A 22,487-nucleotide genomic window follows, 5' to 3' on the forward strand; every position below is an offset into this window, starting at 1 on the left:
GTAGCACTGGTGCCCGTGCGCACACGCCGGGGGACGGTCCTCTCATCCACGCTCGCGCTGCTCGCCGTGCCGGTGCTGGCCGCCTGCTCGGGCAACGCGGAGGACGACGTCCGGTCCGCGGCCGAGGCCTTCCTGACCGACTGGGCGGCCGGCGACACCGCGGCCGCCGCCGGCGCCACCACCGACCCCGACGCGGCGACCGCGCTGCTGGAGCAGGCCGCGACCGACCTGCCCGAGGCCACGCTGACCCCCGAGGTCGGCGAGGTCGCCGTCGAGGACGGCACCGCCACCGTCGACTGGACCGCCACCTGGGACCTCGCCGCCGCGCCCGACTGGAGCTACCCGGCCACGCTGCGGTTGCAGGAGGCCGAGGAGGGCTGGGACGTCGTCGCAGATCCCGCCCTCGTCCACCCGGAGCTGGCCGAGGGGCAGCGGCTGCTGCTGGAGCGGTCGCTGCCCGAGCGGGCGGCGGTCACCGACGCCACCGGCCAGCCGCTGTTCGCCCCCACCGAGGTCGTCAACGTCGGCGTCGACCCCGGTCAGGTGACCGACCTGCCCGCGCTGGCCGCGGCGCTGGCCGAGGCCACCGGGGTCCCGGCCGAGGACGTCGTCGCCGACGTCCAGGCCGCGCCGGCCGGCCAGTTCGTCCCGGTCATCACGCTGCGCCGTCCCGACTTCGAGGCGATCCGCGCCCAGGTCTTCAACCTGCCCGGCGCGGTGTTCCCCACCGACACCCGGCTGCTGGCGCCCAGCCCCCGCTTCGCCTCGGCCCTGCTCGGCCGGGTCGGCCCGGCGACGGCCGAGGTGCTCGAGGAGACCGCCGAGGACGGCGCCCCGGTGTACGCGGCCGGTGACCAGCTGGGCCTGTCCGGCCTGCAGCGCGCCTTCCAGGAGCGGCTCACCGGCACCCCAGGGTTCACGGTGGGCGTGGTCAGCACCGACGCCGCCACCGGCGACGCCGGCCGGCAGGTCGACGCGGTGGAGCCGGTGCCCGGCCGGCCGGTGCAGACGCCGCTGGTGCGCGCGGTGCAGACCGCCGCCGACGCCGCGGTGGCCACCCAGCAGCTGCCCACCCACCTGGTCGCCGTCCGGCCGGGCACGGGCGAGATCGTCGCGGTGTCCTCGAACGAGGCCGCCGCCGCGGGCAACGCGTTCACCGGGCAGTACCCGCCCGGCTCGAGCTTCAAGACGGTCACCGCCACCGCCCTGCTCGGCACCGGCGCGCTCACCCCGCAGACCCCGGTGGCCTGCCCCGGCACCGTCGTCGTCGACGGCCGCGAGTTCGAGAACGCCGACCAGTTCGACCTGGGCACCGTGCCGTTCACCGAGGCCTTCGCCCGGTCCTGCAACACCACCTTCATGGAGCAGGGCCTGCAGCTGCCCGACGACGCGCTGGCCACCGCCGCGGCCGCCTACGGCGTGGGCACCGACTGGCAGCTGCCGGTCGACGTCTTCAGCGGCGAGGTGCCGGCCGACAGCACCGGGACGACGAAGGCGGCCAACGCGATCGGCCAGGGCCAGGTGCTCATGAGCCCCGTCCAGCTGGCGCTCGTGGCCGCCGGCATCGCGAGCGGCACCCCGGCGGTGCCGGTCGAGGTCGTCGGCGCCGAGCCGGCCGGGACGGTGCCCGCGGGACCGGACCCGGCGGTGCTCGAGGCGCTGCGGCCCATGATGCGGGAGGTCGTGCTCTCCGGGACGGCGAACGCGCTGGCCGACCGCGGCGAGGTGTCCGGCAAGACCGGCACCGCCGAGTTCGGCCCCAACACCCCGCCCGACGCCCACGGCTGGTTCATGGGCTACCAGCTCGGCGGGCCGCAGGGCGACCTCGCGTTCGCCGTCCTGGTGGAGACCGGGCAGTCCAGCAGCGTGGCCGTGGACGTGACCGACGCCTTCCTCGGCGGCCTGCCGCCGGCCTAGCGGCCGCGCTCCAGAACCGTGCTGGGCGTGGCACCGGCTGGCGGAGTCTCCTCCGGCGCGGACGGGCCCACCCGGGACCGACGTCCCCCGCTCAGGCCTGCGGCAGCCCGGGGAACGCGCTGGTGACCGGGATCGCACCCGCGGCGGCGCGCCACCCGACGGCCCGCACCTCGGCCGCGCCGAGCTCGGTGACCGCGAGCTCGCGGGCCGCGGTGCCGGCTGCCTGGTCGAGCAGCCGCACCCAGGCCGCGGACACCCCCTCCTCGAGGACGACCGCCAGCGCCGCGGCGTCCACCGCTGACAGGACGGGGAAGGGCAGCGCGTAGCCGGCCTCGCGGGGCACCGGGTCGGCGCCGCGCGTCTCCAGCAGGGCCACCAGCCGGTCGCGGACGTCCCGGTGGGCCACCTCCGCGGCCACGGCCGGCTCGCGGGCCTCCGGTGGCAGCGCCGCGCCGACCGTGCCGTACCCCCACACCGCGACGTGCTCGGCGGACAGCACATCGCGCATCGCCGCGGTCTCGGCGACCTCGCCGGGAGCGCCGTCCTCAGCCACGTCCGCACCCCTCCCTCACGCCAGTGCCGCCTCGTGCCCGCGCAGCCCCGCCGCGACCGACCCGAGCAGCGCCGCCCGCCCACCGGTCGAGGCGGTGCAGGCGCGGGCGTGGGCGGCGGCCGCGGTGGACAGCTGCCCGCGCAGCCAGGCGCGCACGTCCCCGGTCGGGACCGCCGGCGCCGTCGAGCCCGACGCCGCGGCGGAGGAGGCGGCGGACGGCGCCGCGGCCCGCAGCCGGTCGAGCTGCTCGGCGGCCTGCGCGCTGAGGTCGCTCAGCGTCAGGGCCGGGTCGGCCGTCGTCGCCGCGGCGTAGGCGGCGACCACCGACTCCTGGACGGCGACCTGCTCGGCGAGCCGGTCGGTCTCCTCGGTGCTGACCGCGGGGGCGTCCGGGGCGTCCCCGGTGCAGCCGGCGGTGAGCAGCGCGAGCCCGGCCGAGGCCGCCAGCAGAGCACGTCGGGAGAAGGCCGCCGGGGCGGGTGGGGGCGTGGAGCGCATCGCCGCCATCCTCTCAGCCCGGTGCGTGCCGGGCCGGGAGCACACGGCGGGCGGGTCCCTGCCCGGCGCCCGGTCTCGGACCGGCGGTGGGGGCGGTAACCTGACCCTCTGCCCGGTACCGGGCCGACGGCGTGTCCGCCGTCCCCGCGTGGGCCGCGACACCGGTCGCAGGACCACCGTGCGCGTGCCGCCGACCGAGCCAGGAGAGGGAGGGAGCCGTGTCCGCCGCCCCCCGCACCGACCCCGTCGCGACCCGGTTGGCCGGGCTGGTCGCACCGGTCGTCGAGTCCGCCGGGTACGACCTGGAGGAGCTCGTCGTGACCCCGGCGGGCCGGCGCAGCATCGTGCGCGTGGTCGTCGACCGGGACGCCGGGGTGACCCTCGACGACGTCGCGGAGGTCAGCCGTGCCGTGTCCGCGGCCCTCGACCAGAGCGACGGCGAGTTCGGCAGCGCCCCCTACGTGCTGGAGGTCACCAGCCCCGGGGTCGACCGGCCGCTCACCGAGCCCCGGCACTGGCGGCGCAACACCGGGCGGCTGGTCGCCGTCGGCGTCGGCCCCGCGGGCGCGGCCGAGCAGGTGACCGCCCGGGTGCTGGAGGTCGACGGCGACGGGGTGACCCTCGCGGTGGAGGCCAAGGGCAAGCCCGGCGCGAAGAAGCGCCCGCCCACCCACCGGCAGGTGCCGTGGCCGGAGCTGGGCGCCGGCCGGGTGCAGGTCGAGTTCGGCCGCTCCGAGCCGGGCGAGCCACGGGATCCCGCGGACGACGACGATGACGACGGAGGAGGACAGTGAACATCGACGTGACCGCCCTCAAGGCGGTCGAGCGGGAGAAGGGCATCCCGGCCGACACGGTCATCGAGGCCATCGAGACCGCGCTGGTGACCGCCTACCGGCACGCCGACGGCGCCAGCAAGCACGTGCGCGTGCACGTGGACCGCAAGAGCGGCGAGGTCGCCGTCCTCGCCCAGGAGCTGGGGGACGACGGCGAGGTCGTCCGCGAGTGGGACGACACCCCCTCCGACTTCGGCCGGATCGCGGCGAGCACCGCCAAGCAGGTCATCGTCCAGCGGCTGCGCGACGCCGAGCACGAGCAGACCTTCGGCGAGTACGCGGGCAAGGAGGGCGACATCGTCAGCGGCATCGTGCAGGCCGACCAGCGACGCAACGCCAGCGGCACGGTCCTCGTCGACATCGGCAAGGTGGAGGCCGTGCTGCCCGCCGCCGAGCAGGTGCCGGGGGAGTCCTACCCGCACGGCAGCCGGCTGAAGGCCTACGTGGTGTCGGTCGCCCGCACCTTCCGTGGCCCGCAGGTCACCGTCTCGCGCACCCACCCGAACCTGGTCCGCAAGCTGTTCGCCCTCGAGGTCCCCGAGATCGCCGACGGCAGCGTGGAGATCGTCGCGGTCGCGCGCGAGGCCGGGCACCGCTCCAAGATCGCCGTCCGCACCGCGGTGCCCGGGCTCAACGCCAAGGGCGCCTGCATCGGCCCGATGGGCCAGCGCGTGCGCAACGTCATGAGCGAGCTGCACGGCGAGAAGATCGACATCGTCGACTGGTCCGACGACCCGGCGACGTTCGTGGCCTCGGCGCTGAGCCCGGCGCGGGTGAACAGCGCGCAGCTGGTCGACCGGCAGGCCAAGGCCGTGCGGGTGGTCGTGCCGGACTTCCAGCTGTCCCTCGCGATCGGCAAGGAGGGGCAGAACGCCCGCCTGGCGGCCCGCCTCACCGGCTGCCGCATCGACATCCGCAGCGACGCCCGGCCCGACGACGCCACCCCCTCGCCAGGGGTGGGGCGTGCGCCGCTGCGGTCGGGCGTGCAGGCGGTCCGGGCCGGTGGTCCCGGCGGCCGTCCGGGCGGTCCGGGGGCCGGCGGGCGACCCGGCCGGGTACCCGGTGGCCGGAGCCCGGAACACCCGGGGCCCTCAGCGCGCTAGAGTTCAGGGTGGCCGAAACGTCGATCCCGGTGCGCACCTGCGTGGGCTGCCGGGAACGCGCTCCGGTCACCGACCTGCTGCGCGTCGTCGCGCGGGACGGGGCACTGGTCCCCGATCCGCGACGGAGGCTCCCCGGCCGGGGTGCCTCCCTGCACCCCACGCCGGAGTGCCTGCGCACAGCGGAGCGACGCCGGGCCTTCGCCCGGGCACTGCGTCTCCCCGGAGGCGGAGGCGCCCCGGTGGAGGTCGGTCCGCTCCGGGACCACGTCCTCGGCGCGCCGCCCGCGGCGCCCGGAGGGAGCGGCGCCCGGGCGGGCGAGCACCCACGAACGACAACCGCACCAGCACAGACGGACCCGCACCCGGTGGGTCCGCACGTCGAGAGCAGGACGTCGTCGGATGAGCAAGCCGTGAAGTCCCCACGATGACAAGCCAGACCATGCAGGACTGACGACGAGGTCGAGCGGGCGAGCCGCCGGCCTCACAAGAGGAGACCCGTGCCAGGCAAAGCCCGCGTACACGAACTCGCCAAGGAGTTCGGTGTCGACAGCAAGACCGTGCTCGCCAAGCTCAAGGAGCAGGGCGAGTTCGTGAAGTCCGCTTCCTCGACCGTCGAGGCCCCGGTGGCCCGGCGGCTCCGGGAGGCTCTGGGTGCCGCCAACGGCGGTGGCTCCGCGCCGGCCCGGGCGGCTCGCCCCAGCGCGCCCGCCGCCCCGGCCCCGGCCCCGGCGGCTCCCGCTGCCCCGGCCGCACAGGCCCCCGCCGCTCCCGCGCCGCAGGCGCCGGACACGCGCGGTCCCGGCGGCCCGACCCCCGGTCCGCGTCCGGCGGTCGCGCGTCCAGGTGCTCCGCTGCCCGGCCCGCGCCCGACGGCCCCGGCTCCGCAGGCCCCGGCGCCCCAGGCTCCGGCCGCCCAGCCCCCGGCTGCGCCGGCTCCGCAGGCCCCCGCGGCCAGCGCGCCGACCCAGCAGCCGCCGGCTGCGCCCAGTGGCCCGCGTCCCGGTGGTCCGGCCCGCCCCGGCTCGGCCGGTGGCTCGACCCCGGGTCCGCGTCCCGCGGCTCCCGGCGCCGGTCCGCGACCGGGTCCCCGCCCGGCCCCGCGTCCGGGCAACAACCCCTTCAGCAGCGCTCCGCGTCCGGCTCCGGCCGGTGGCGCGCCGCGCCCGGGCCCCGCTGCCGGCCCGCGTCCCGGCCCGGCCGGTCCCGGCGGTCCCCGTCCGGGTCCTGGTGCCGGTGGCCCGCGTCCGGCGGCCGGTCCCGGCGGTCCCCGTCCGGGTCCCGGTGCCGGTGGCCCGCGTCCGGCGGCCGGTCCCGGCGGCCCGCGACCGAACCCGGGCATGATGCCGCAGCGGCCCTCGCCCGGCATGATGCCGCCGCGTCCGGCCGGCCGTCCCGGGGGTGGCCCCGGCGGTGCCGGTGGCCGTGGCCGTCCGGGTGGTCCCGGCGGTGGCGGCGGTGGCGGTGGCTTCCGTCCCGGCGGCGGCGGTGGCCCCGGTGGCGGTGGCGGTGGCGCTCCCGCCGGTGGTGGCTTCCGTGGCGGCGGTGGCCGTGGCCGTGGCCGCGGTGGCTCCGGTGCGGGCACCGCGGGTGCCTTCGGTCGTCCCGGCGGGCGTGGCCCGGTCCGCGGGCGCAAGAGCAAGAAGCAGCGGCGCCAGGAGTTCGACTCGATGGCGGCGCCCAGCATGGGCGGCGTCAGCCTGCCGCGGGGCAACGGGCAGACCGTCCGGCTGCCGCGCGGTGCGTCGCTGACGGACCTCGCCGAGAAGATCGGCGCCCAGCCGGCCGCGCTGGTCACCGCCCTGTTCCACCTGGGCGAGATGGTCACCGCGACGCAGTCGGTCAACGACGAGACGCTGCAGCTGCTCGGTGCCGAGATCGACTGGGACATCCAGGTCGTCAGCCCCGAGGACGAGGACCGCGAGCTCCTCGAGACCTTCGATCTCACCTTCGGTGACGAGGAGGGTGACGAGGAGGACTGGTCGTCCCGTCCGCCGGTGGTGACCGTCATGGGTCACGTCGACCACGGGAAGACGAAGCTGCTGGACGCGCTGCGGCACACGAACGTCGTGTCGCGCGAAGCCGGCGGCATCACCCAGCACATCGGCGCCTACCAGATCGTCACCGAGCTGGAGCACAACGAGCGTCCGGTCACCTTCATCGACACCCCGGGTCACGAGTCGTTCACCGCGATGCGTGCCCGTGGCGCGAAGGTCACCGACATCGTCGTGCTGGTCGTGGCGGCCGACGACGGCGTCATGCCCCAGACGGTCGAGGCGCTCAACCACGCCCAGGCCGCCGAGGTGCCGATCGTGGTCGCGGTCAACAAGATCGACAAGGAGGGTGCCAACCCCGCCAAGATCCGTCAGCAGCTCACCGAGTACGGGCTGGTGGCCGAGGAGTACGGCGGCGACACGATGTTCGTCGACGTCTCCGCGACCACGCGCCAGGGGCTCGACGAGCTGCTGACCGCGATCCTGCTGACCGCCGACGCCTCGCTGGACCTGCGCGCGAACACCGAGCAGGACCCGCAGGGTGTCGTCATCGAGGGCAAGCTGGACAAGGGCCGGGGCCCCGTCGCCACGGTGCTCGTCCAGCGCGGCACGCTGCGCCAGGGCGACTCGATCGTGGCCGGCGACGCCTACGGCCGCGTCCGGTCGCTGCTCGACGAGCACGGCAACAAGCTCAAGGAAGCCCTGCCGTCGCGGCCGGTCCAGGTCGTCGGCCTGACCTCCGTCCCGCGTGCCGGCGACACCTTCCTGGTCGTCGAGGAGGACCGGGTGGCACGGCAGATCGCCGACCGCCGCCAGGCCCGCATCCGCAACGCGCAGAACGCCTCCATGCGCAAGCGGATCAGCCTCGAGGACCTCGACGCCGCGCTCAAGGAGAACCGCCAGCTCAACCTGATCATCAAGGGCGACAACTCGGGCACCGTCGAGGCGCTCGAAGAGGCGCTGATGAAGATCGAGGTGAGCGACGACATCTCGCTGCGGGTCATCCACCGCGGCGTCGGTGGCATCACCAAGAGCGACATCGACCTGGCGCTGGCCGACGACGTCATCGTCCTGGGCTTCAACGTCCGGGCCGAGGGTCAGGCCACGGAGCTGGCCAACCGCGAGGGGGTGGACGTCCGGTACTACACGGTCATCTACCAGGCCATCGACGAGATCGAGGCCGCTCTCAAGGGCATGCTCAAGCCCGAGTACGAAGAGGTCCAGCTCGGCACGGCGGAGGTCCGTGAGGTCTTCCGGGTGCCGAAGATCGGGAACGTCGCCGGTTCGCTGGTCCGCAGCGGGACGATCGTCCGGAACTCGAAGGCACGCCTTCTCCGCGACGGTGCCGTGGTCGCCGACAACCTGACGGTGGAGTCCCTCCGCCGGTTCAAGGACGACGCGACCGAGGTCCGCGAGGGCTACGAGTGCGGTATCGGTCTGGGGTCGTTCAACGACATCAAGATCGACGACGTGATCCAGACCTTCGAGATGCGCGAGATCCCGCGCGCGTAACGGAGCGCAACGGACGTCGCCCGGCAGCACGGCAGCGGGCCCCTCCCGGGGCCCGCTGCGAGCCTGCGAGCAGCGAGGAGAAGGGGTCCTTCTGTTCACCGGCACGCTCACCGCCGACCTGCTGCTGGGCGACGTCCGCTCACTCAAGGGCAAGCGCGCCGTGGTCCGGCCGATCGTGGCCGAGCTGCGGCGCCGCTTCGCGGTGGCCGCCGCCGAGGTCGGCGACCAGGACCTGCACCGCCGCGTGCAGGTCGGGGTGGCCACGGTGGCCGGGGACGCCGCTCAGGTGGCCGACGTCCTCGACGCCTGCGAGCGGTTGCTGGCCGAGCGCCCCGAGGTGACGCTGCTCTCGACCCACCGGCAGCTCTTCAGCGACACCGACTGAGGACCCCGTCGCCCCCACCGTCCGTAGAAGGACCCCGTCCTCCCCACCCCTCGCAGGCTCGGGGCGGGACCCGGGACGGGGCCGCCGACCGGCGTCCTCGACGCCCTGATCAGGAGGTCTGCGATGGCCGACCCGGCCCGCGCCCGCAAGCTCGCGGTGCGCATCCGCCAAATCGTCTCCGCCGCGATCGAGATGCAGGTCAAGGACCCGCGCCTGGGCATGGTGACCGTCACCGACGCCCGGGTGACCAGCGACCTCCGCGAGGCGACGGTCTTCTACACCGTCTACGGCGACCCCACCCAGGTCGAGGACTCCGCCAGGGCGCTGGCCTCGGCCACCGGCGTGCTGCGCTCCACCGTGGGCAGGCAGACCGGCATCAAGTTCGTGCCCACCCTGACCTTCGTCGCCGACCACGTGCCCGACACCGCCCGCGAGCTCGACGAGGCGCTCGAGCGGGTCCGGCACGCCGACGCCGAGCTCGCCCGCATCCGCGCGGGCGCGCAGTACGCCGGCGACGCCGACCCCTACCGTCGTCCCGCCGAGGACGACGACGAGGCGGACGATGCCCTCGGGAGCGACCCGGTGGGCGCCGGGACTGCCGATGACGGTGTCGACGTGCCCACCCAGAGCAGGAGCGTCTCATGAGCGAGAACGACCCGGACCCGAACCTGCCGGACGAGGGGCAGGGCCGCTCCGAGCTCGGTGGCCGGCCCGAGCCGGACACCGGCGACCCCACCCAGGGCGGCAAGCGCGGCCAGATCGGCGACGCCCCGAGCATCGCCTCGGACGAGCCCGACGACGGTCAGGGCTACCCGGTCGGCGGCGGGCTGGTGACCGAGGAGCAGAACGCGCCGCCGGTCGCCGACCCCGGCCCGGACTCGTGACGCTGTCCCCGCCACGGGGAGCCCAGCTGACCGACCGCGCGGCCGCGGTCCTGGCCGAGGCGGCAGCGGCGCGCTCCACCGTCGTCCTGTCCGGGCACGTGCAGCCCGACGCCGACGCGCTCGGCAGCGTGCTCGCCCTCGGCGAGGGGCTGCGCCGCCGCGGCGCCCGGGTGCTGACCACCTTCCCCGGCCCGTTCACCCTGCCCGCGTCGCTGGCCTGGTTGCCCGGGGCCGAGGGCCTGGTGCCGTCGGCGGCGGTGCCCGCCTCGCCCGACGTGTTCGTCAGCCTCGACGCCGCCTCACCGGGGCGGCTGGGCGAGCTGGCCGCGCTGCTGGACGGCGCGGCCACCTCCGTGGTCGTCGACCACCACGCCAGCAACCCCGGCTTCGGTCGCGTCCGCGTCGTCGACCCGGCCGCGCCGGCCACCGTCGTCCTGGTCGCCGACCTGCTGGACGGGCTCGGCGTCACCCTCGACGCGCGGCTGGCCACCTGCCTCTACGCCGGGCTGGCCGCCGACACCGGGTCCTTCCGGTTCGGCAACACCCGTCCCGACACCCACGACCTGGCCGGCCGGCTGCTGGCCACCGGCATCGACCACGCCGCGATCAGCCAGCGGCTGTTCGACACCGCGCCGTTCGGCTGGCTCGGCCTGCTGTCGGTCGTCGCCGGCCGCGCCGTGCTCGAGGCCGAGGTCGGCGCCGGCCTGGTGTGGACCTGGTCGAGCACCGCCGAGGCCGCCGAGCACGGGCTGCCCGGTGAGCAACTGGAGGCGCTGGTCGACGTCGTCCGGTCCACGCAGGAGGCGGACGTCGCCTGCGTGCTCAAGGGCCAGGACGACGGCTCCTGGGCGGTCTCGCTGCGCTCGCGCGGTGCCACCGACGTGTCGCGGGTCGCCATGGCCCTCGGGGGCGGCGGTCACCGCGCCGCGGCCGGGTTCACCTGGGCCGGGGACCGCGAGAGCACGATCCGGGCGATCCGGGCCCAGCTCCGCGGGGGATGACCGGATCGACGCCTGCTGCCGCGCGGGGAGGTCGAGCGCCCGGCGTGCTCGCCCTCGCGGCGCCCGCGCTGGTCGTGCTGGCCGCGGAGCCGCTGTACCTGCTGGTGGACACCGCGGTCGTCGGGAACCTGGGCACCGTCGCGCTGGGCGGCCTGGCCGTCGGCGGCGGCCTGCTGGCGTGGGCCGCGGCGCTGCTGAACTTCCTCGCCTACGGCACCACCGCGCGCTCGGCCCGCCGCGCCGGCGCCGGTGACCGGGCAGGCGCGGTCGACGAGGGCGTGCAGGCCACCTGGCTGGCCGGCGCGCTCGGCCTGCTCGTGCTGGCGCTGTTCCAGCTGCTGGCCGGCCCGCTGACCCGGCTCCTGGCCGGGGACGACGGCCCGGTCGCCGCGGCGGGGGAGGAGTGGCTGCGCGTGGCCTCCCTCGGGGCGCCGCTGCTGCTGGTCTCCCTGGCCGGCAACGGCTGGCTGCGCGGGGTGCAGGAGCTGCGCCGCCCGGTGCGCTACGTGCTCGCCGGTAGCCTGCTGAGCCTGGTGCTGTGCCCGCTGCTGGTGCACCCGGCCGGCCTCGGCCTCGTCGGGTCCGCCGTGGCCAACGTCGCCGGGCAGGCGCTCACCGCCGCGCTGTTCGTGCGGGCGCTGCTGCGCGAGGGCGTCCCCTGGCGGCCGCGCCCGGCCGCGCTGCGGTCCCAGCTGGTCATCGGCCGTGACCTGCTGCTGCGCGCCGCCGTGCTCCAGGTGTCCTTCCTCGTGGCGACCGGGGTGGTGGCCCGTGCGGGCACCGCCGCGCTGGGCGCGCACCAGATCGCGATCCAGTTCTTCTTCTTCCTCGCCCTGGTGCTCGACGCCTACGCCATCGCGGCGCAGACGCTCGTCGGCCAGGCCCTCGGCGCCGGCCGGCCCGACGCGGCCCGCGACACCGCCCGCCGGGTCACCTTCTGGGGCCTGGGCACCGGCGTGGTCGTGGCCGCCGCCCTGCTGGCGCTGCGCCCGGTCGTGCTGCCGCTGTTCACCGACGACCCCACGGTGCTGTCGCAGGCCGCCGTCGCCTGGTGGTTCCTCGCCGCGATGCAGCCGCTGGCCGGGGTGGTCTTCGCCCTCGACGGCGTGCTGATGGGCGCCGGGGACGTCGGGTACCTGCGCACGGTGACCATCGGCGCGGCGCTGGCCGGTTTCCTCCCGCTGTCGCTGCTCGCCGTCCCGCTGGGCTGGGGGCTGGCCGGCGTGTGGACCGGCCTGACCCTGTTCATCGCCCTGCGGCTGGTCGCCGTCGTGGTCCGGGTGGCGGGGGACCGCTGGCTGACCGCGCCTGAGACGGTGACGACGTGAGCAGACGCGCGGACGCCGACGTCCCCCCGGGCCTCCTGCTGGTCGACAAACCCGGCGGCATGACCTCCCACGACGTCGTCGCCCGGGCCCGGCGGGTGCTCTCGGTGCGCCGGGTCGGCCACGCCGGCACCCTCGACCCGATGGCCACCGGCCTGCTGGTGCTCGGCGTCGGGACGGCGACCCGGCTGCTGGGCCACGTCGGCGGGCACGACAAGACCTACGAGGCGACCGTCCGGCTCGGCCGGACGACCGTCACCGACGACCGCGAGGGCGAGGTCCTCACCAGCACCCCGGCCGGGCACCTGGACGACGCCGCCGTCGCCGCGGCCCTAGCCGCGCAGACCGGGCCGCTGCTGCAGGTGCCCTCCTCGGTCAGCGCGGTGAAGGTCGCCGGACGGCGGTCCTACGACCGGGTGCGCGCCGGTGAGGAGGTCGTGCTCGAGCCGCGGGCCGTCACCGTCCACCGGCTCGACGTGCACCGCGTCACCCGGCCCACCCCGGACCTGGTGGACGTCGACGTGACCGTCACCTGCACCGCCGGCACCTACGTCCGGGCGATCGCCCGCGACGCCGGCGCCGCGCTGGGGGTGGGCGGGCACCTCACCGCACTGCGCCGCACCGCCTCCGGTCCCTTCGCCGTCACCGACGCCGCGCCGGTGGAGGACGCCGGGCAGGCGCTGGCAGCCGGCGGGGGAGCGGGGGTCCTCGGTCTCACCGACGCCGCCCGCGCCGTCTTCCCGGTGCGCACGCTGACCGAGGAGGAGGCCCGCGCCCTCCGCTACGGGCAGCGCATCCCCGCGACCGGCGCACCGGGCCTGCACGCCGCCGTCGACGCCGCCGACCGGCTGGTCGCCCTGGTCGAGGACGCCGGCGCCACCGCCCGCGTCACCGTGGGGTTCCCGCCCGGCTAGCAAGAGGTCCCTGGCCCGCTTGCAGGGTCCCCGGCCCCGTCCCGGGTCCCGGCCCGAGCTGGCGAGGGCTGGGGAGGACGGGGTCCTTCTCCGAGCGGTGGGGGGGCACGGGGGTCCTTCGTCAGCCCCGGGCGACCTTCCCGACGAGTGAGTCCTCGAGGTGGCCCAGCAGGTCGGCGGGGTCGTCGTAGACCTCGTCGGCACCGGCTTCCACCAGCTCGGCCCTGGAGATGCCGCCGCAGGTGAGCGCGATGCAGGGCAGACCGGCGTCCCGCGCCGCCCGCACGTCCCAGATGGTGTCGCCGACGGCGACCGTGCGCTGCGGGTCCAGGCCGTGGTCGGCGACGGCGGTCTGCAGCAGGTCCGGCGCCGGCTTGGCCGATGCCACGTCGGCCGAGGTCGTAGCCCCGTCGACGACGTCCTCCCCGCCGATCGCCGGCGTCATCCACTCCAGGTCCGACTGCTGGCCGCTGGTCGCCAGCACCACCGCGAGGCCCCTGTCCCGGCACGCGGCCAGCAGGTCGTCCACCCCGGGGAAGGCGACGACCAGCTCGCGCAGCGGCTCGTAGCGCCGTTCCTTGGCCTCCACCACCTCGTCGACGTCGTCCGCGTCGTCCCCCAGCAGGTGGGCGACCAGCTCGGCGCTGGCGATCCCGATCGCCCGGTGGCAGTCGGCCATCGAGACCTCGTCGTGCCCGGTGTCGCGGAACGCCTGCCACCACGCGAGGACCTGCAGGTAGTTGGTGTCCAGCAGCGTGCCGTCGACGTCGAGGAGGACGCCGGGCCGCGGCGTGGGGGTAGCAGCGGTCATCGCGACATCCTGACCCGGCGCCCGCGGGTCCGCAGGATCACGGGATTGACCGGCGGGCGCGCCGGGAAGGGGGCAGCCATGAGCGTCGTCAAGATCAACGCGATCACCGTGCCGAAGGACAAGCAGCAGCGCTTCGAGGAGCGGTTCAAGGGGCGCGGCGGTGCGGTGGAGAAGTCCGCGGGCTTCGAGTGGTTCGAGCTGCTGCGCCCGCTGGAGGGCACCGACCAGTACCTGGTCTACACCCGCTGGGAGAGCGAGGAGGCCTACCGGGCGTGGGAGTCCGGCCAGGACTTCGCCCGGGCCCACGAGGGCGGCGGCTCGGACCTCGCACCCGCGGCGAGCGACTCCTCCCACCTGTGGTCCTACGAGGTCGTCGAGAGCGCGGCCCCCGACCGGCCGTGACCACCCGCAGCGGTCGCCGCCGGACCTGGTCGTGGCGGAGCTAGGGTGAGTGGGCGGTCCGGCAGCTGCCGGACCGCCCCTCGGATCCGCGCACGCCGCAGGTGGGAGCCATGACCGACACGCTCGCCGACAGCCGTACCACTTCCCGGGTGTTCACCGAGGGTGTGCCGGTGGTCGTGGAGGACGTGCGGCGCCGTCCCGCCGCGGAGCGCCAGGGGCTGCTGGCCGACCCGGGCTTCGGCCGGTACTTCACCGACTCGATGTTCGTCGCGCGCTACCGCGCCGGCGAGGGCTGGTACGACGCCCGGCTGACGCAGTACGCGCCGCTGCAGCTCGACCCGGCCACCGCCGCCCTGCACTACGCGCAGTCGATCTTCGAGGGGCTCAAGGCCTACGCCCAGCCCGACGGCAGCGTGGCCACCTTCCGCCCCGAGGCCAACGCCGCCCGGTTCGTCCGCAGCGCCGAGCGGCTGGCCATGCCGCCCGTGCCGGAGGAGGCCTTCCTCGCCGCCGTCGACGCGCTGGTCGACACCGACCGCGACTGGGTGCCCACGGGTCCCGACCAGACCCTCTACCTGCGCCCGTACCAGCTGGCGACCGAGCCGTTCCTCGGCGTCCGCCCGGCCCACGAGTACCTGTTCCTGGTCATCGCCAGCCCGGCCGGCGCGTACTTCCCGCGCGGGGTGCACCCGGTGTCGGTGTACGTCTCCGAGGACTACGTGCGGGCCGCACCCGGCGGCACCGGCGACGTCAAGTGCGCCGGCAACTACGCCGCCAGCCTGCGGCCCCAGCAGCAGGCCAGCGCGCTCGGCTGCGACCAGGTGGTGTACCTCGACGCGGTGGAGAAGAGGTACATCGAGGAGCTGGGCGGGATGAACCTGTTCTTCGTCCTCGGCTCCGGGGACGACGCCGAGCTGGTCACCCCCGAGCTCTCCGGCACCCTGCTGCCCGGCATCACCCGTGACTCGCTCATCACCGTCGCCCGGGAGCGCGGCCACCGGGTCACCGAGCGGAAGGTGAGCCTGGAGGAGTGGCGGTCCGGTGTCGCCGACGGCACGGTCACCGAGTCCTTCGCCTGCGGCACCGCGGCGGTCATCACCCCGGTCGGCGAGGTCAAGGCACGCACCGGCGACTTCACCGTCGGCGACGGCGGCCCGGGCCCGATCACGATGGCGCTGCGCGAGCACCTCCTCGGCGTCCAGCACGGCCGGGTGCCCGACACCCACGGCTGGCTGCACCGGGTCGCCTGAGCGCCCGGACGACGTCGACGTGCGCCGGTGGCGGGGGCTGGAGGCGACCCCGGGGGACCTGGGCCGCACGGTGGTCACCGTCGGCATGTACGACGGCGTCCACCGGGGACACCAGCAGCTGATCGGCACGGCCGTCGCCCGTGCCCGCGCGCTCGGCCGGCCGTGCCTGCTGCTCACCTTCGACCCGCACCCCTCCGAGGTCGTGCGCCCGGGCTCGCACCCGGCGATCCTCACCTCGCTGGACCGCAAGGCGGAACTGGTCGCCGGGCTGGGCGTGGACGAGATGTGCGTGCTGCCGTTCACGCCGGAGTTCATGCGGCTGTCGCCGGAGACGTTCACCCACACCGTGCTGGTCCAGCACCTGCACGCCGCCTCGGTCGTCGTGGGGGAGAACTTCACCTACGGCCACCGGGCGGCGGGGACGGTGACGACGCTGGCCCAGGAGGGACGCCGGTTCGGCTTCACCGTGGAGCCGGTGCCGCTGGCGGGGGACTCCTCGGCCGACGGCGAGATCACCATCTCCTCGACGTACGTCCGGGCCTGCGTCGCGGCCGGTGACATGGTGTCGGCCGCGCGGGCACTGGGCCGGCCGCACCGCATCGAGGGCGTCGTCGTCCGTGGCGACCGGCGCGGCCGCGAGCTCGGCTACCCGACGGCGAACGTGGAGTCCCCGCCGTTCACCGCGATCCCGGCCGACGGCGTCTACGCCGGTGGGCTGGTCATCCTCGACCCGCGCACCGGCCGCAGCGTGAGCACCTCGCCGGCCGCGATCTCGGTCGGCACCAACCCCACCTTCCAGGGCAGCCGGCGCACGGTGGAGGCCCACCTGCTCGACTTCGACGGCGACCTCTACGGCGAGCACGTCGGGGTGGAGTTCGTGCAGCGGCTGCGCCCGATGACCGCCTTCTCCGGCATCGAGGAGCTCGTCGCCCAGATGGACCGCGACGTCGCCCGGACCCGGGAGATCACGGGAGCACGGCCGCCGTCCTCGTCGTCCTGACCCGAGGAGCGGAGGCGGAAACGGCGACGGCCACGCAGTACCCCGGCCACGGCACCGGGCTGGGGTCGTGACGAGCGGGGGGCCGGAGGCTCCCCCCGAGGAGCGTCGGAAGCGGCTCGACGCCGGTCAGGGATGGCACCTGGCCGCGGCGTCGGCCGGAGGCCGACAGTGTCACTGGTAGCCTGAAGGACGGTCGGTCGTCCCGACCTGTGTGCAGCCTGCCCCCGTGACACAGACCGGGGGCCACACGTGACCTGCCCCCGGAGGCGATCCATGGCGCTCGACAGCGCGACGAAGCAGCAGATCATGACCGATTACGCGACGGTCGAGAGGGACACCGGCTCGCCCGAGGTGCAGGTCGCGATGCTGACCCGCCGGATCAGCGACCTGACCGAGCACCTCAAGCAGCACAAGCACGACCACCACAGCCGGCGGGGCCTGCTCCTGCTGGTCGGTCGCCGTCGCCGGCTGCTGAACTACCTGGCCAAGACCGACATCAACCGGTACCGGTCGCTGATCGAGCGGCTCGGCCTGCGCCGGTGAACCAGAGGGGACCGTCCCGCCGGGACGGTCCCCTCTCTCGTGCGGCACCCGCCGCACGGGACCAGGGCCCCGCGCCGGACCCCCGTCGCTGGTCGGTCCTCGGTGGTGGTCCCCGGGCACGCCCCTCCTCGGGAGGGGGTCCCCGTGGGCTTCGATCGAAGACCGGTCACCCGGGCGCTGTCAGGCGCGAGGCCACGAAGAGGACGTCGCCGCATGCGACGTAGGAAGAGGACACCGTGTCCGCACCCACCACCCAGAACACCACCGCCGCCGCGGAGTTCGACCCCGAGGACGGGGTCACCACCGCCACCGCGGTCATCGACAACGGCAGCTTCGGCAGCCGCACCGTCACCTTCGAGACCGGCCGGCTGGCCAAGCAGGCCGCCGGCTCCGTCGTCGTCACCATGGGCGACACCATGCTGCTCTCGGCCACCACGGCCGGCCGCCAGCCCAAGGAGCACTTCGACTTCTTCCCGCTGACGGTCGACGTCGAGGAGCGCATGTACGCCGCCGGGCGCATCCCCGGCTCGTTCTTCCGCCGCGAGGGCCGCCCGTCGGAGGACGCGATCCTCACCTGTCGCCTGATCGACCGCCCGCTGCGCCCCACCTTCGCCAAGGGGCTGCGCAACGAGGTCCAGGTCGTCATCACCGTCCTGTCGCTGGACCCCGACCACGTCTACGACGTGCTGGCCATCAACGGCGCCTCGGCGTCGACCCAGCTGTCCGGCCTGCCGTTCTCCGGCCCGGTCGGCGGCACCCGGGTCGCGCTGGTGAACGGCCAGTGGGTGGGCTTCCCGACCCACGCCGAGCTCGAGGACGCCGTCTTCGACATGGTCGTGGCCGGCCGGGTGCTCCCGGACGGCGACGTCGCGATCATGATGGTCGAGGCCGAGGCCACCGAGAAGACGATCGAGCTGGTCGCCGGCGGCGCCACCGCGCCGACCGAGGAGGTCGTCGCCCAGGGCCTCGAGGCCGCGAAGCCGTTCATCAAGGCGCTGTGCGACGCGCAGAGCGCGATGGCCGAGAAGGCCGCCAAGCCGGTCGCGGACTTCCCGCGCTTCCTCGACTACCAGGACGACGTCTACGCCGCGGTCGACGCCCAGGCCGCCGGCCGGCTCGCCGAGGTGCAGGCCATCGCCGGCAAGCAGGAGCGGGAGACCGCCACCGACGAGCTCAAGGACGAGGTCAAGGCCGCGCTCGCCGCCCAGTTCGAGGGCCGCGAGAAGGAGGTCTCGGCCGCCTTCCGCGCCGTCACCAAGAAGGTGGTCCGGCAGCGCATCCTGCGCGACAAGGTCCGCATCGACGGCCGTGGGCTGACCGACATCCGGCCGCTGTCGGCCGAGGTCGAGGTCATCCCGCGGGTGCACGGCTCGGCGCTGTTCGAGCGCGGCGAGACCCAGATCCTGGGCGTCACCACGCTGAACATGCTCCGCATGGAGCAGCAGCTGGACACGCTGTCGCCGGTCAACCGCAAGCGCTACATGCACAACTACAACTTCCCGCCCTACTCGACCGGTGAGACCGGCCGCGTGGGCTCGCCCAAGCGCCGCGAGATCGGCCACGGTGCGCTCGCCGAGCGGGCGCTGGTCCCGGTGCTGCCCGACCGCGAGGAGTTCCCCTACGCGATCCGGCAGGTCTCCGAGGCGCTGGGCTCCAACGGCTCGACGTCCATGGGGTCGGTCTGCGCGTCGACCCTGGCGCTGCTCAACGCCGGCGTGCCGCTGAAGGCGCCGGTCGCCGGCATCGCCATGGGCCTGGTGTCCGACGAGGTCGACGGCAAGACCGAGTACGTCGCGCTGACCGACATCCTCGGTGCCGAGGACGCCTTCGGTGACATGGACTTCAAGGTCGCCGGCACCAAGGACTTCGTCACGGCCCTCCAGCTGGACACGAAGCTCGACGGGATCCCCTCCGACGTGCTGGCCCAGGCGCTGACCCAGGCCCGCGCGGCCCGGCTGCACATCCTCGATGTCATGGGCGAGGCCATCGACGCCCCCGACGAGATGAGCCCCTACGCGCCGCGGGTCACCACGGTGCGCATCCCGGTCGACAAGATCGGCGCGGTCATCGGCCCCAAGGGCCAGATGATCAACGCGATCCAGGACGAGACCGGCGCGGACATCACCATCGAGGACGACGGCACGATCTACGTCGGCGCGTCCGACGGCCCCTCGGCCCAGGCCGCGGTGGACCGGATCAACGCCATCGCCAACCCGCAGATGCCGAAGGTCGGCGAGCGCTTCCTCGGCACGGTCGTCAAGACCACGCCGTTCGGTGCCTTCGTCTCCCTGCTCCCGGGCAAGGACGGCCTGGTGCACATCAGCAAGCTGGGCGCCGGCAAGCGGATCGGCAAGGTCGAGGACGTGGTCAACGTCGGCGACAAGCTGCAGGTCGAGATCACCGACATCGACGCCCGCGGCAAGATCAGCCTCGTGCCCGTCGCGGCCGAGGGGGACGGCGCGCCTGAGGCCGCTCCCGCCGAGGACGCCGCGGCCGCACCCGCGCCCGCGGAGGCATGACCGAGCTCGCGAGGTCATGCGGAGGCAGAGCACCACTGGTCACGTGTCCGACGAGCTGGGGGCACCTCCCGCTTGCGGGGGACAGCGAGGAGGACACGTGACCACGAACCGGACGCAGGCTCTGACCGGGGCCGGGACGGGCGCCACCGCGCCCGTCCCGGCCCCGGCCGGTGTGGGGGAGACCGTCGTCCTGGACGTCGACGAGGTCGGCGGCCGGGTCGAGCGCACCGAGCTGCCCGGTGGCCTGCGGGTGCTGACCGAGACGATGCCCGGGGTGCTGTCGGCGACGGTCGGGATCTGGGTCGGCGTCGGCTCGCGCGACGAGACCGACGCCGTCGCCGGCTCCTCCCACTTCCTGGAGCACCTGCTGTTCAAGGGCACCGGCAGTCGCAGCGCGCTGGAGATCGCGACGGCGATGGACGCCGTCGGCGGTGAGATGAACGCCTTCACCGCCAAGGAGCACACCTGCTACTACGCGAACGTGCTCGCCAGCGACCTGCCGCTGGCGGTCACCCTGCTCGGTGACCTGGTCACCGACGCGCTCAACACGGCCCCGGACCTGGAGAGCGAGCGGACGGTGGTGCTCGAGGAGATCGCCATGCGCGACGACGAGCCCTCCGACCTGGTCCACGACCTGTTCGCGGAGACGCTCTTCGGGGGCACGGCGCTCGGCCGGTCGGTGCTGGGCACCGTCGAGTCCATCGAGGGCCTGACCCGGGAGGACGTCGACGGCTGGTACCGCCGGCGCTACACCCCGCCCTCGGTCGTGGTCACCGCCGCCGGCCGGGTGCAGCACCAGCAGGTGCTGGACCTGGTCACCGCCGCCTTCGGCGCCCGGCTGTCCGGGTCGGCGCGCCCTGCGCCGCTGCGGCGGGGCGAGGAGGGCGGGGCGACCACCCCGGCCCGCCCGACCGGCCTGGTCCGGCGGCGGACCGAGCAGACCCACCTGCTGCTCGGCTCGGTCGGCCTGGGCCGGCTCGACGAGCGGCGGTACGCGGCGGCGGTCATGGAGACCGCCGTGGGCGGGGGGATGAGCTCGCGGCTGTTCCAGGAGATCCGGGAGAAGCGCGGGCTGGTCTACAGCGTCGGGTCCGCGCTCACGCACTACGCCGGCACCGGGTCGTTCTCCGTCTACGCGGGGTGCTCGCCCAAGCGGGTGCCCGAGGTGCTGCGGCTGGTCCGGGAGGAACTCGCCCGCGTCGCGGCGGACGGGCTCACCGCCGAGGAGGTCGCCCGAGGGCGCGGCCAGCTCCGGGGCGGTCTGGTCCTGGGTCTCGAGGACACCGGCTCCCGGATGAGCCGGCTGGGCAAGAGCGAGCTGTCCTACGGCGAGTACCTGCCGGTGCGCGAGGTGCTCGACCGGCTCGACGCGGTCCAGGAGGAGCAGGTCCGCGCGGTCGCGGCCGAGCTGCTCACCCGCGACACCTGCCTGGCCGTGGTCGGTCCCTACCGCGAGTCGGAGCTCGACCGCCTCTGATGCGCCCGCACCCTGCTCTGGCCGTCCACGGCGCGCTGTCGCGCGGCGCCTTCGCCGTGGCCGTGCTGGTGTCGCTGGCGGTGCTGTTCGCCCCCGCGGACGACGTCCCGGCGTCGCCGCCGGGGGTGGACAAGGTGGTGCACCTGCTGCTGTTCGCCGCCCTGGCGGTGACCGGACGGTGGGCCGGGGCCCGGGCCGGGGCGCTCGGCGTCCTGCTGGTGGTCTACGCCGCGGTGAGCGAGGTCGTGCAGGGGTTCTCGGCGCTCGAGCGCTCCGCGTCGGTGGCCGACTGGGTGGCGGACACCGTCGGCGTCCTCGCGGGCCTGGCCGCCTGGGCCTGGGCCGCGGGACGCAGCCGACCGTGACGGGCGGGCTGCCTTGCGTCGTGCGCCGGCGGCGGGAAGCCTGACCCGGTGACCACGAGCACCTCCGCCTCCGACCAGCACGGATCCACCTCCTCCGCGGGAGAGGGCCACCTCGTCCCCGTCGGCGTGCTGGGTGCCCGCGGGCGCATGGGCACCGAGGTGGTCAAGGCGGTGAACGCCGCCGAGGACCTCGAGCTCGTCGCGATGGTCGACTCGGGGGACTGGCTGTTCGACGTCGCGAACGCCGGCGCGCAGGTGGTCGTCGACTTCACCCGGCCGGACGTCGTCATGGACAACATCCGCTTCTGCATCGACAACAACATCCACTGCGTGGTCGGCACCACCGGCTTCGACGAGGACAGGCTCGCCACCGTCGCCGAGTGGCTCGAGCCCAAGCCGGACGTCGGGGTCGTCATCGCGCCCAACTTCGGCATCGGCGCCGTGCTGCTGATGAGGTTCGCCCAGGAGGCGGCGCGCTTCTTCCCGTCCACGGAGATCGTCGAGCTGCACCACCCGAACAAGGTGGACGCGCCATCGGGTACCGCCGCGCGGACCGCCCGGCTGGTCGCCGCCGCCCGGCGTGTGGCGGGGCTCCCTGCCCAGCCGGACGCCACCGTCGACTCGCTGCCCGGCGCACGCGGTGCCGACGTCGAGGGTGTACCGGTGCACGCCGTCCGGCTCACCGGGCTCGTCGCGCACCAGGAGGTGCTCATGGGTGCGCCCGGGGAGACCCTGACGCTCCGGCACGACTCCTACGACCGGGCGTCGTTCATGCCGGGTGTCCTGCTCGCCGTCCGGGAGATCGGCCGGCGCCCGGGTCTGACGGTGGGGATCGAGAGCTTCCTGGGGCTCTGAGGTCGGGCGCCGGCGTTGTGACGGGGACCGCCCTCCACCGACTTGCGCACGGACCCCGGACGTCGTGTATGGTTCTCTTCGCGCCGGACGGGCCCGGGAGGGCCGCGGAGAGCACCCCCCGGGTGCAGGACTCCGGACACGGCGTACAGCTGGACAAGCCGCCAGAGACGAGGCCCGTGAGGGTTTGGTAGCTGCGCGTCCGCTCCTTGAGAACTCAACAGCGTGCCGAAAGTCAGTGCCAAGTAACAACCCCTTTTTTGTGGGTTTCTTTGGGTTGATTGATCGAGAGCGTCCAGTTCTCGGTTCTCGGCCTGGTTCAAGCATCTACGGAGAGTTTGATCCTGGCTCA

22 protein-coding genes and 1 pseudogene are annotated in these 22,487 nt (G+C 74.9%); 20 read left to right on the plus strand and 3 right to left on the minus strand.

The window, feature by feature from the left end; all coding sequences use genetic code 11:
• Window positions 1-9 precede the first annotated feature (9 nt).
• Window positions 10-1,917: a penicillin-binding transpeptidase domain-containing protein gene (locus tag BLR12_RS22435; RefSeq protein ID WP_255363709.1), complete on the plus strand. Its 1,908-nt coding sequence runs from the start codon at window positions 10-12 to the stop codon at window positions 1,915-1,917.
• Between the two features lie 91 nt (window positions 1,918-2,008).
• Here BLR12_RS22435 and BLR12_RS22440 read toward each other — a convergent pair whose 3' ends face one another.
• Together BLR12_RS22440 and BLR12_RS22445 are read right to left on the minus strand one after the other, a co-directional pair.
• A complete protein-coding gene (locus BLR12_RS22440) occupies window positions 2,009-2,470 on the minus strand; it encodes a ferritin-like domain-containing protein (RefSeq protein WP_091382629.1) in 462 nt (153 codons plus the stop codon).
• 15 nt (window positions 2,471-2,485) lie between these two features.
• On the minus strand, window positions 2,486-2,968 hold the full coding sequence (locus BLR12_RS22445; protein ID WP_091382631.1) for a hypothetical protein: 483 nt from the start codon (window positions 2,966-2,968) through the stop codon (window positions 2,486-2,488).
• A gap of 218 nt (window positions 2,969-3,186) precedes the next feature.
• Here BLR12_RS22445 and rimP point away from each other — a divergent pair, with 218 nt between their 5' ends.
• The 11 genes and pseudogenes from rimP (at window position 3,187) to truB (ending at window position 12,916) form a co-directional block, all read left to right on the plus strand.
• Entirely contained in the window at window positions 3,187-3,762 is a 576-nt protein-coding gene (rimP, locus tag BLR12_RS22450) for a ribosome maturation factor RimP (RefSeq protein ID WP_091382633.1), read from the plus strand.
• Complete coding sequence (nusA, locus tag BLR12_RS22455; protein WP_255363710.1) at window positions 3,759-4,904, plus strand: transcription termination factor NusA; 1,146 nt, start codon at window positions 3,759-3,761, stop codon at window positions 4,902-4,904. Before rimP ends, nusA begins: the two co-directional genes overlap by 4 nt.
• Window positions 4,905-4,945: 41 nt before the next feature.
• Entirely contained in the window at window positions 4,946-5,332 is a 387-nt protein-coding gene (locus BLR12_RS22460; RefSeq protein WP_218120791.1) for a YlxR family protein, read from the plus strand.
• 69 nt (window positions 5,333-5,401) lie between these two features.
• A pseudogene (locus BLR12_RS25415) lies at window positions 5,402-5,545 on the plus strand (translation initiation factor IF-2 N-terminal domain-containing protein); the annotation flags it as partial.
• 1,026 nt (window positions 5,546-6,571) lie between these two features.
• Window positions 6,572-8,407 (plus strand): translation initiation factor IF-2, encoded by a 1,836-nt coding sequence (infB, locus tag BLR12_RS25420; protein WP_255363713.1) that lies wholly within the window; start codon window positions 6,572-6,574, stop codon window positions 8,405-8,407.
• 91 nt (window positions 8,408-8,498) lie between these two features.
• Window positions 8,499-8,792, plus strand: coding sequence for a DUF503 domain-containing protein (locus BLR12_RS22470; RefSeq protein ID WP_091382638.1), 294 nt, complete (start codon window positions 8,499-8,501; stop codon window positions 8,790-8,792).
• 123 nt (window positions 8,793-8,915) lie between these two features.
• Window positions 8,916-9,437, plus strand: a complete 522-nt coding sequence (gene rbfA / locus BLR12_RS22475) for a 30S ribosome-binding factor RbfA (RefSeq protein ID WP_091382639.1) — start codon at window positions 8,916-8,918, stop codon at window positions 9,435-9,437.
• Window positions 9,434-9,676 carry a hypothetical protein gene (locus BLR12_RS22480; protein ID WP_091382641.1) on the plus strand — a complete coding sequence of 81 codons (243 nt, stop codon included), beginning with the start codon at window positions 9,434-9,436 and terminating at the stop codon, window positions 9,674-9,676. The genes rbfA and BLR12_RS22480 overlap by 4 nt, the downstream gene beginning before the upstream one ends.
• A complete protein-coding gene (locus BLR12_RS22485; protein ID WP_255363711.1) occupies window positions 9,673-10,677 on the plus strand; it encodes a DHH family phosphoesterase in 1,005 nt (334 codons plus the stop codon). The genes BLR12_RS22480 and BLR12_RS22485 overlap by 4 nt, the downstream gene beginning before the upstream one ends.
• A 44-nt stretch (window positions 10,678-10,721) precedes the next feature.
• The gene (locus BLR12_RS22490; protein WP_091382644.1) at window positions 10,722-12,005 is read left to right on the plus strand and encodes an MATE family efflux transporter; all 1,284 of its coding nucleotides are present in this window, start codon (window positions 10,722-10,724) and stop codon (window positions 12,003-12,005) included.
• Complete coding sequence (truB, locus tag BLR12_RS22495) at window positions 12,002-12,916, plus strand: tRNA pseudouridine(55) synthase TruB (protein ID WP_091382646.1); 915 nt, start codon at window positions 12,002-12,004, stop codon at window positions 12,914-12,916. Before BLR12_RS22490 ends, truB begins: the two co-directional genes overlap by 4 nt.
• A gap of 121 nt (window positions 12,917-13,037) precedes the next feature.
• Here truB and BLR12_RS22500 read toward each other — a convergent pair whose 3' ends face one another.
• Entirely contained in the window at window positions 13,038-13,727 is a 690-nt protein-coding gene (locus tag BLR12_RS22500; RefSeq protein WP_091382649.1) for an HAD family hydrolase, read from the minus strand.
• Between the two features lie 78 nt (window positions 13,728-13,805).
• Here BLR12_RS22500 and BLR12_RS22505 point away from each other — a divergent pair, with 78 nt between their 5' ends.
• The 8 genes from BLR12_RS22505 to dapB all read left to right on the plus strand — a co-directional run bounded on the left by BLR12_RS22505 (window position 13,806) and on the right by dapB (window position 22,138).
• Window positions 13,806-14,129 carry an antibiotic biosynthesis monooxygenase family protein gene (locus tag BLR12_RS22505; RefSeq protein WP_091382650.1) on the plus strand — a complete coding sequence of 108 codons (324 nt, stop codon included), beginning with the start codon at window positions 13,806-13,808 and terminating at the stop codon, window positions 14,127-14,129.
• A 110-nt stretch (window positions 14,130-14,239) separates the two neighbouring features.
• The gene (locus tag BLR12_RS22510; protein ID WP_176832644.1) at window positions 14,240-15,379 is read left to right on the plus strand and encodes a branched-chain amino acid aminotransferase; all 1,140 of its coding nucleotides are present in this window, start codon (window positions 14,240-14,242) and stop codon (window positions 15,377-15,379) included.
• Window positions 15,380-15,398: 19 nt separating this feature from the next.
• On the plus strand, window positions 15,399-16,379 hold the full coding sequence (locus tag BLR12_RS22515; RefSeq protein ID WP_091382652.1) for a bifunctional riboflavin kinase/FAD synthetase: 981 nt from the start codon (window positions 15,399-15,401) through the stop codon (window positions 16,377-16,379).
• A 273-nt stretch (window positions 16,380-16,652) separates the two neighbouring features.
• Entirely contained in the window at window positions 16,653-16,922 is a 270-nt protein-coding gene (gene rpsO, locus BLR12_RS22520) for a 30S ribosomal protein S15 (RefSeq protein WP_091382653.1), read from the plus strand.
• Between the two features lie 236 nt (window positions 16,923-17,158).
• A complete protein-coding gene (locus BLR12_RS22525) occupies window positions 17,159-19,441 on the plus strand; it encodes a polyribonucleotide nucleotidyltransferase (protein WP_091382655.1) in 2,283 nt (760 codons plus the stop codon).
• Window positions 19,442-19,538: 97 nt separating this feature from the next.
• Window positions 19,539-20,918, plus strand: coding sequence for a M16 family metallopeptidase (locus tag BLR12_RS22530; RefSeq protein ID WP_091382656.1), 1,380 nt, complete (start codon window positions 19,539-19,541; stop codon window positions 20,916-20,918).
• The gene (locus BLR12_RS22535) at window positions 20,918-21,283 is read left to right on the plus strand and encodes a VanZ family protein (protein ID WP_176832645.1); all 366 of its coding nucleotides are present in this window, start codon (window positions 20,918-20,920) and stop codon (window positions 21,281-21,283) included. The genes BLR12_RS22530 and BLR12_RS22535 overlap by 1 nt, the downstream gene beginning before the upstream one ends.
• Window positions 21,284-21,331: 48 nt before the next feature.
• On the plus strand, window positions 21,332-22,138 hold the full coding sequence (gene dapB, locus BLR12_RS22540) for a 4-hydroxy-tetrahydrodipicolinate reductase (protein WP_218120787.1): 807 nt from the start codon (window positions 21,332-21,334) through the stop codon (window positions 22,136-22,138).
• Window positions 22,139-22,487: the final 349 nt, after the last annotated feature.

Origin of the sequence: Geodermatophilus sp. DSM 45219 (assembly GCF_900104025.1) — a bacterium.
GTDB lineage: Bacteria > Actinomycetota > Actinomycetes > Mycobacteriales > Geodermatophilaceae > Geodermatophilus.

Bases quoted from the DNA above. Each gene is read 5' to 3' on its own strand.
- BLR12_RS22510 (WP_176832644.1), top strand. From the start codon at position 14,240: ATGACCGACACGCTCGCCGACAGCCGTACCACTTCCCGGGTGTTCACC.
- BLR12_RS22500 (WP_091382649.1), bottom strand. From the start codon at position 13,727: ATGACCGCTGCTACCCCCACGCCGCGGCCCGGCGTCCTCCTCGACGTC.
- BLR12_RS22445 (WP_091382631.1), bottom strand. From the start codon at position 2,968: ATGCGCTCCACGCCCCCACCCGCCCCGGCGGCCTTCTCCCGACGTGCT.
- rbfA (WP_091382639.1), top strand. From the start codon at position 8,916: ATGGCCGACCCGGCCCGCGCCCGCAAGCTCGCGGTGCGCATCCGCCAA.
- BLR12_RS22505 (WP_091382650.1), top strand. From the start codon at position 13,806: ATGAGCGTCGTCAAGATCAACGCGATCACCGTGCCGAAGGACAAGCAG.
- infB (WP_255363713.1), top strand. From the start codon at position 6,572: ATGGCGGCGCCCAGCATGGGCGGCGTCAGCCTGCCGCGGGGCAACGGG.
- BLR12_RS22480 (WP_091382641.1), top strand. From the start codon at position 9,434: ATGAGCGAGAACGACCCGGACCCGAACCTGCCGGACGAGGGGCAGGGC.
- BLR12_RS22535 (WP_176832645.1), top strand. From the start codon at position 20,918: ATGCGCCCGCACCCTGCTCTGGCCGTCCACGGCGCGCTGTCGCGCGGC.
- rpsO (WP_091382653.1), top strand. From the start codon at position 16,653: ATGGCGCTCGACAGCGCGACGAAGCAGCAGATCATGACCGATTACGCG.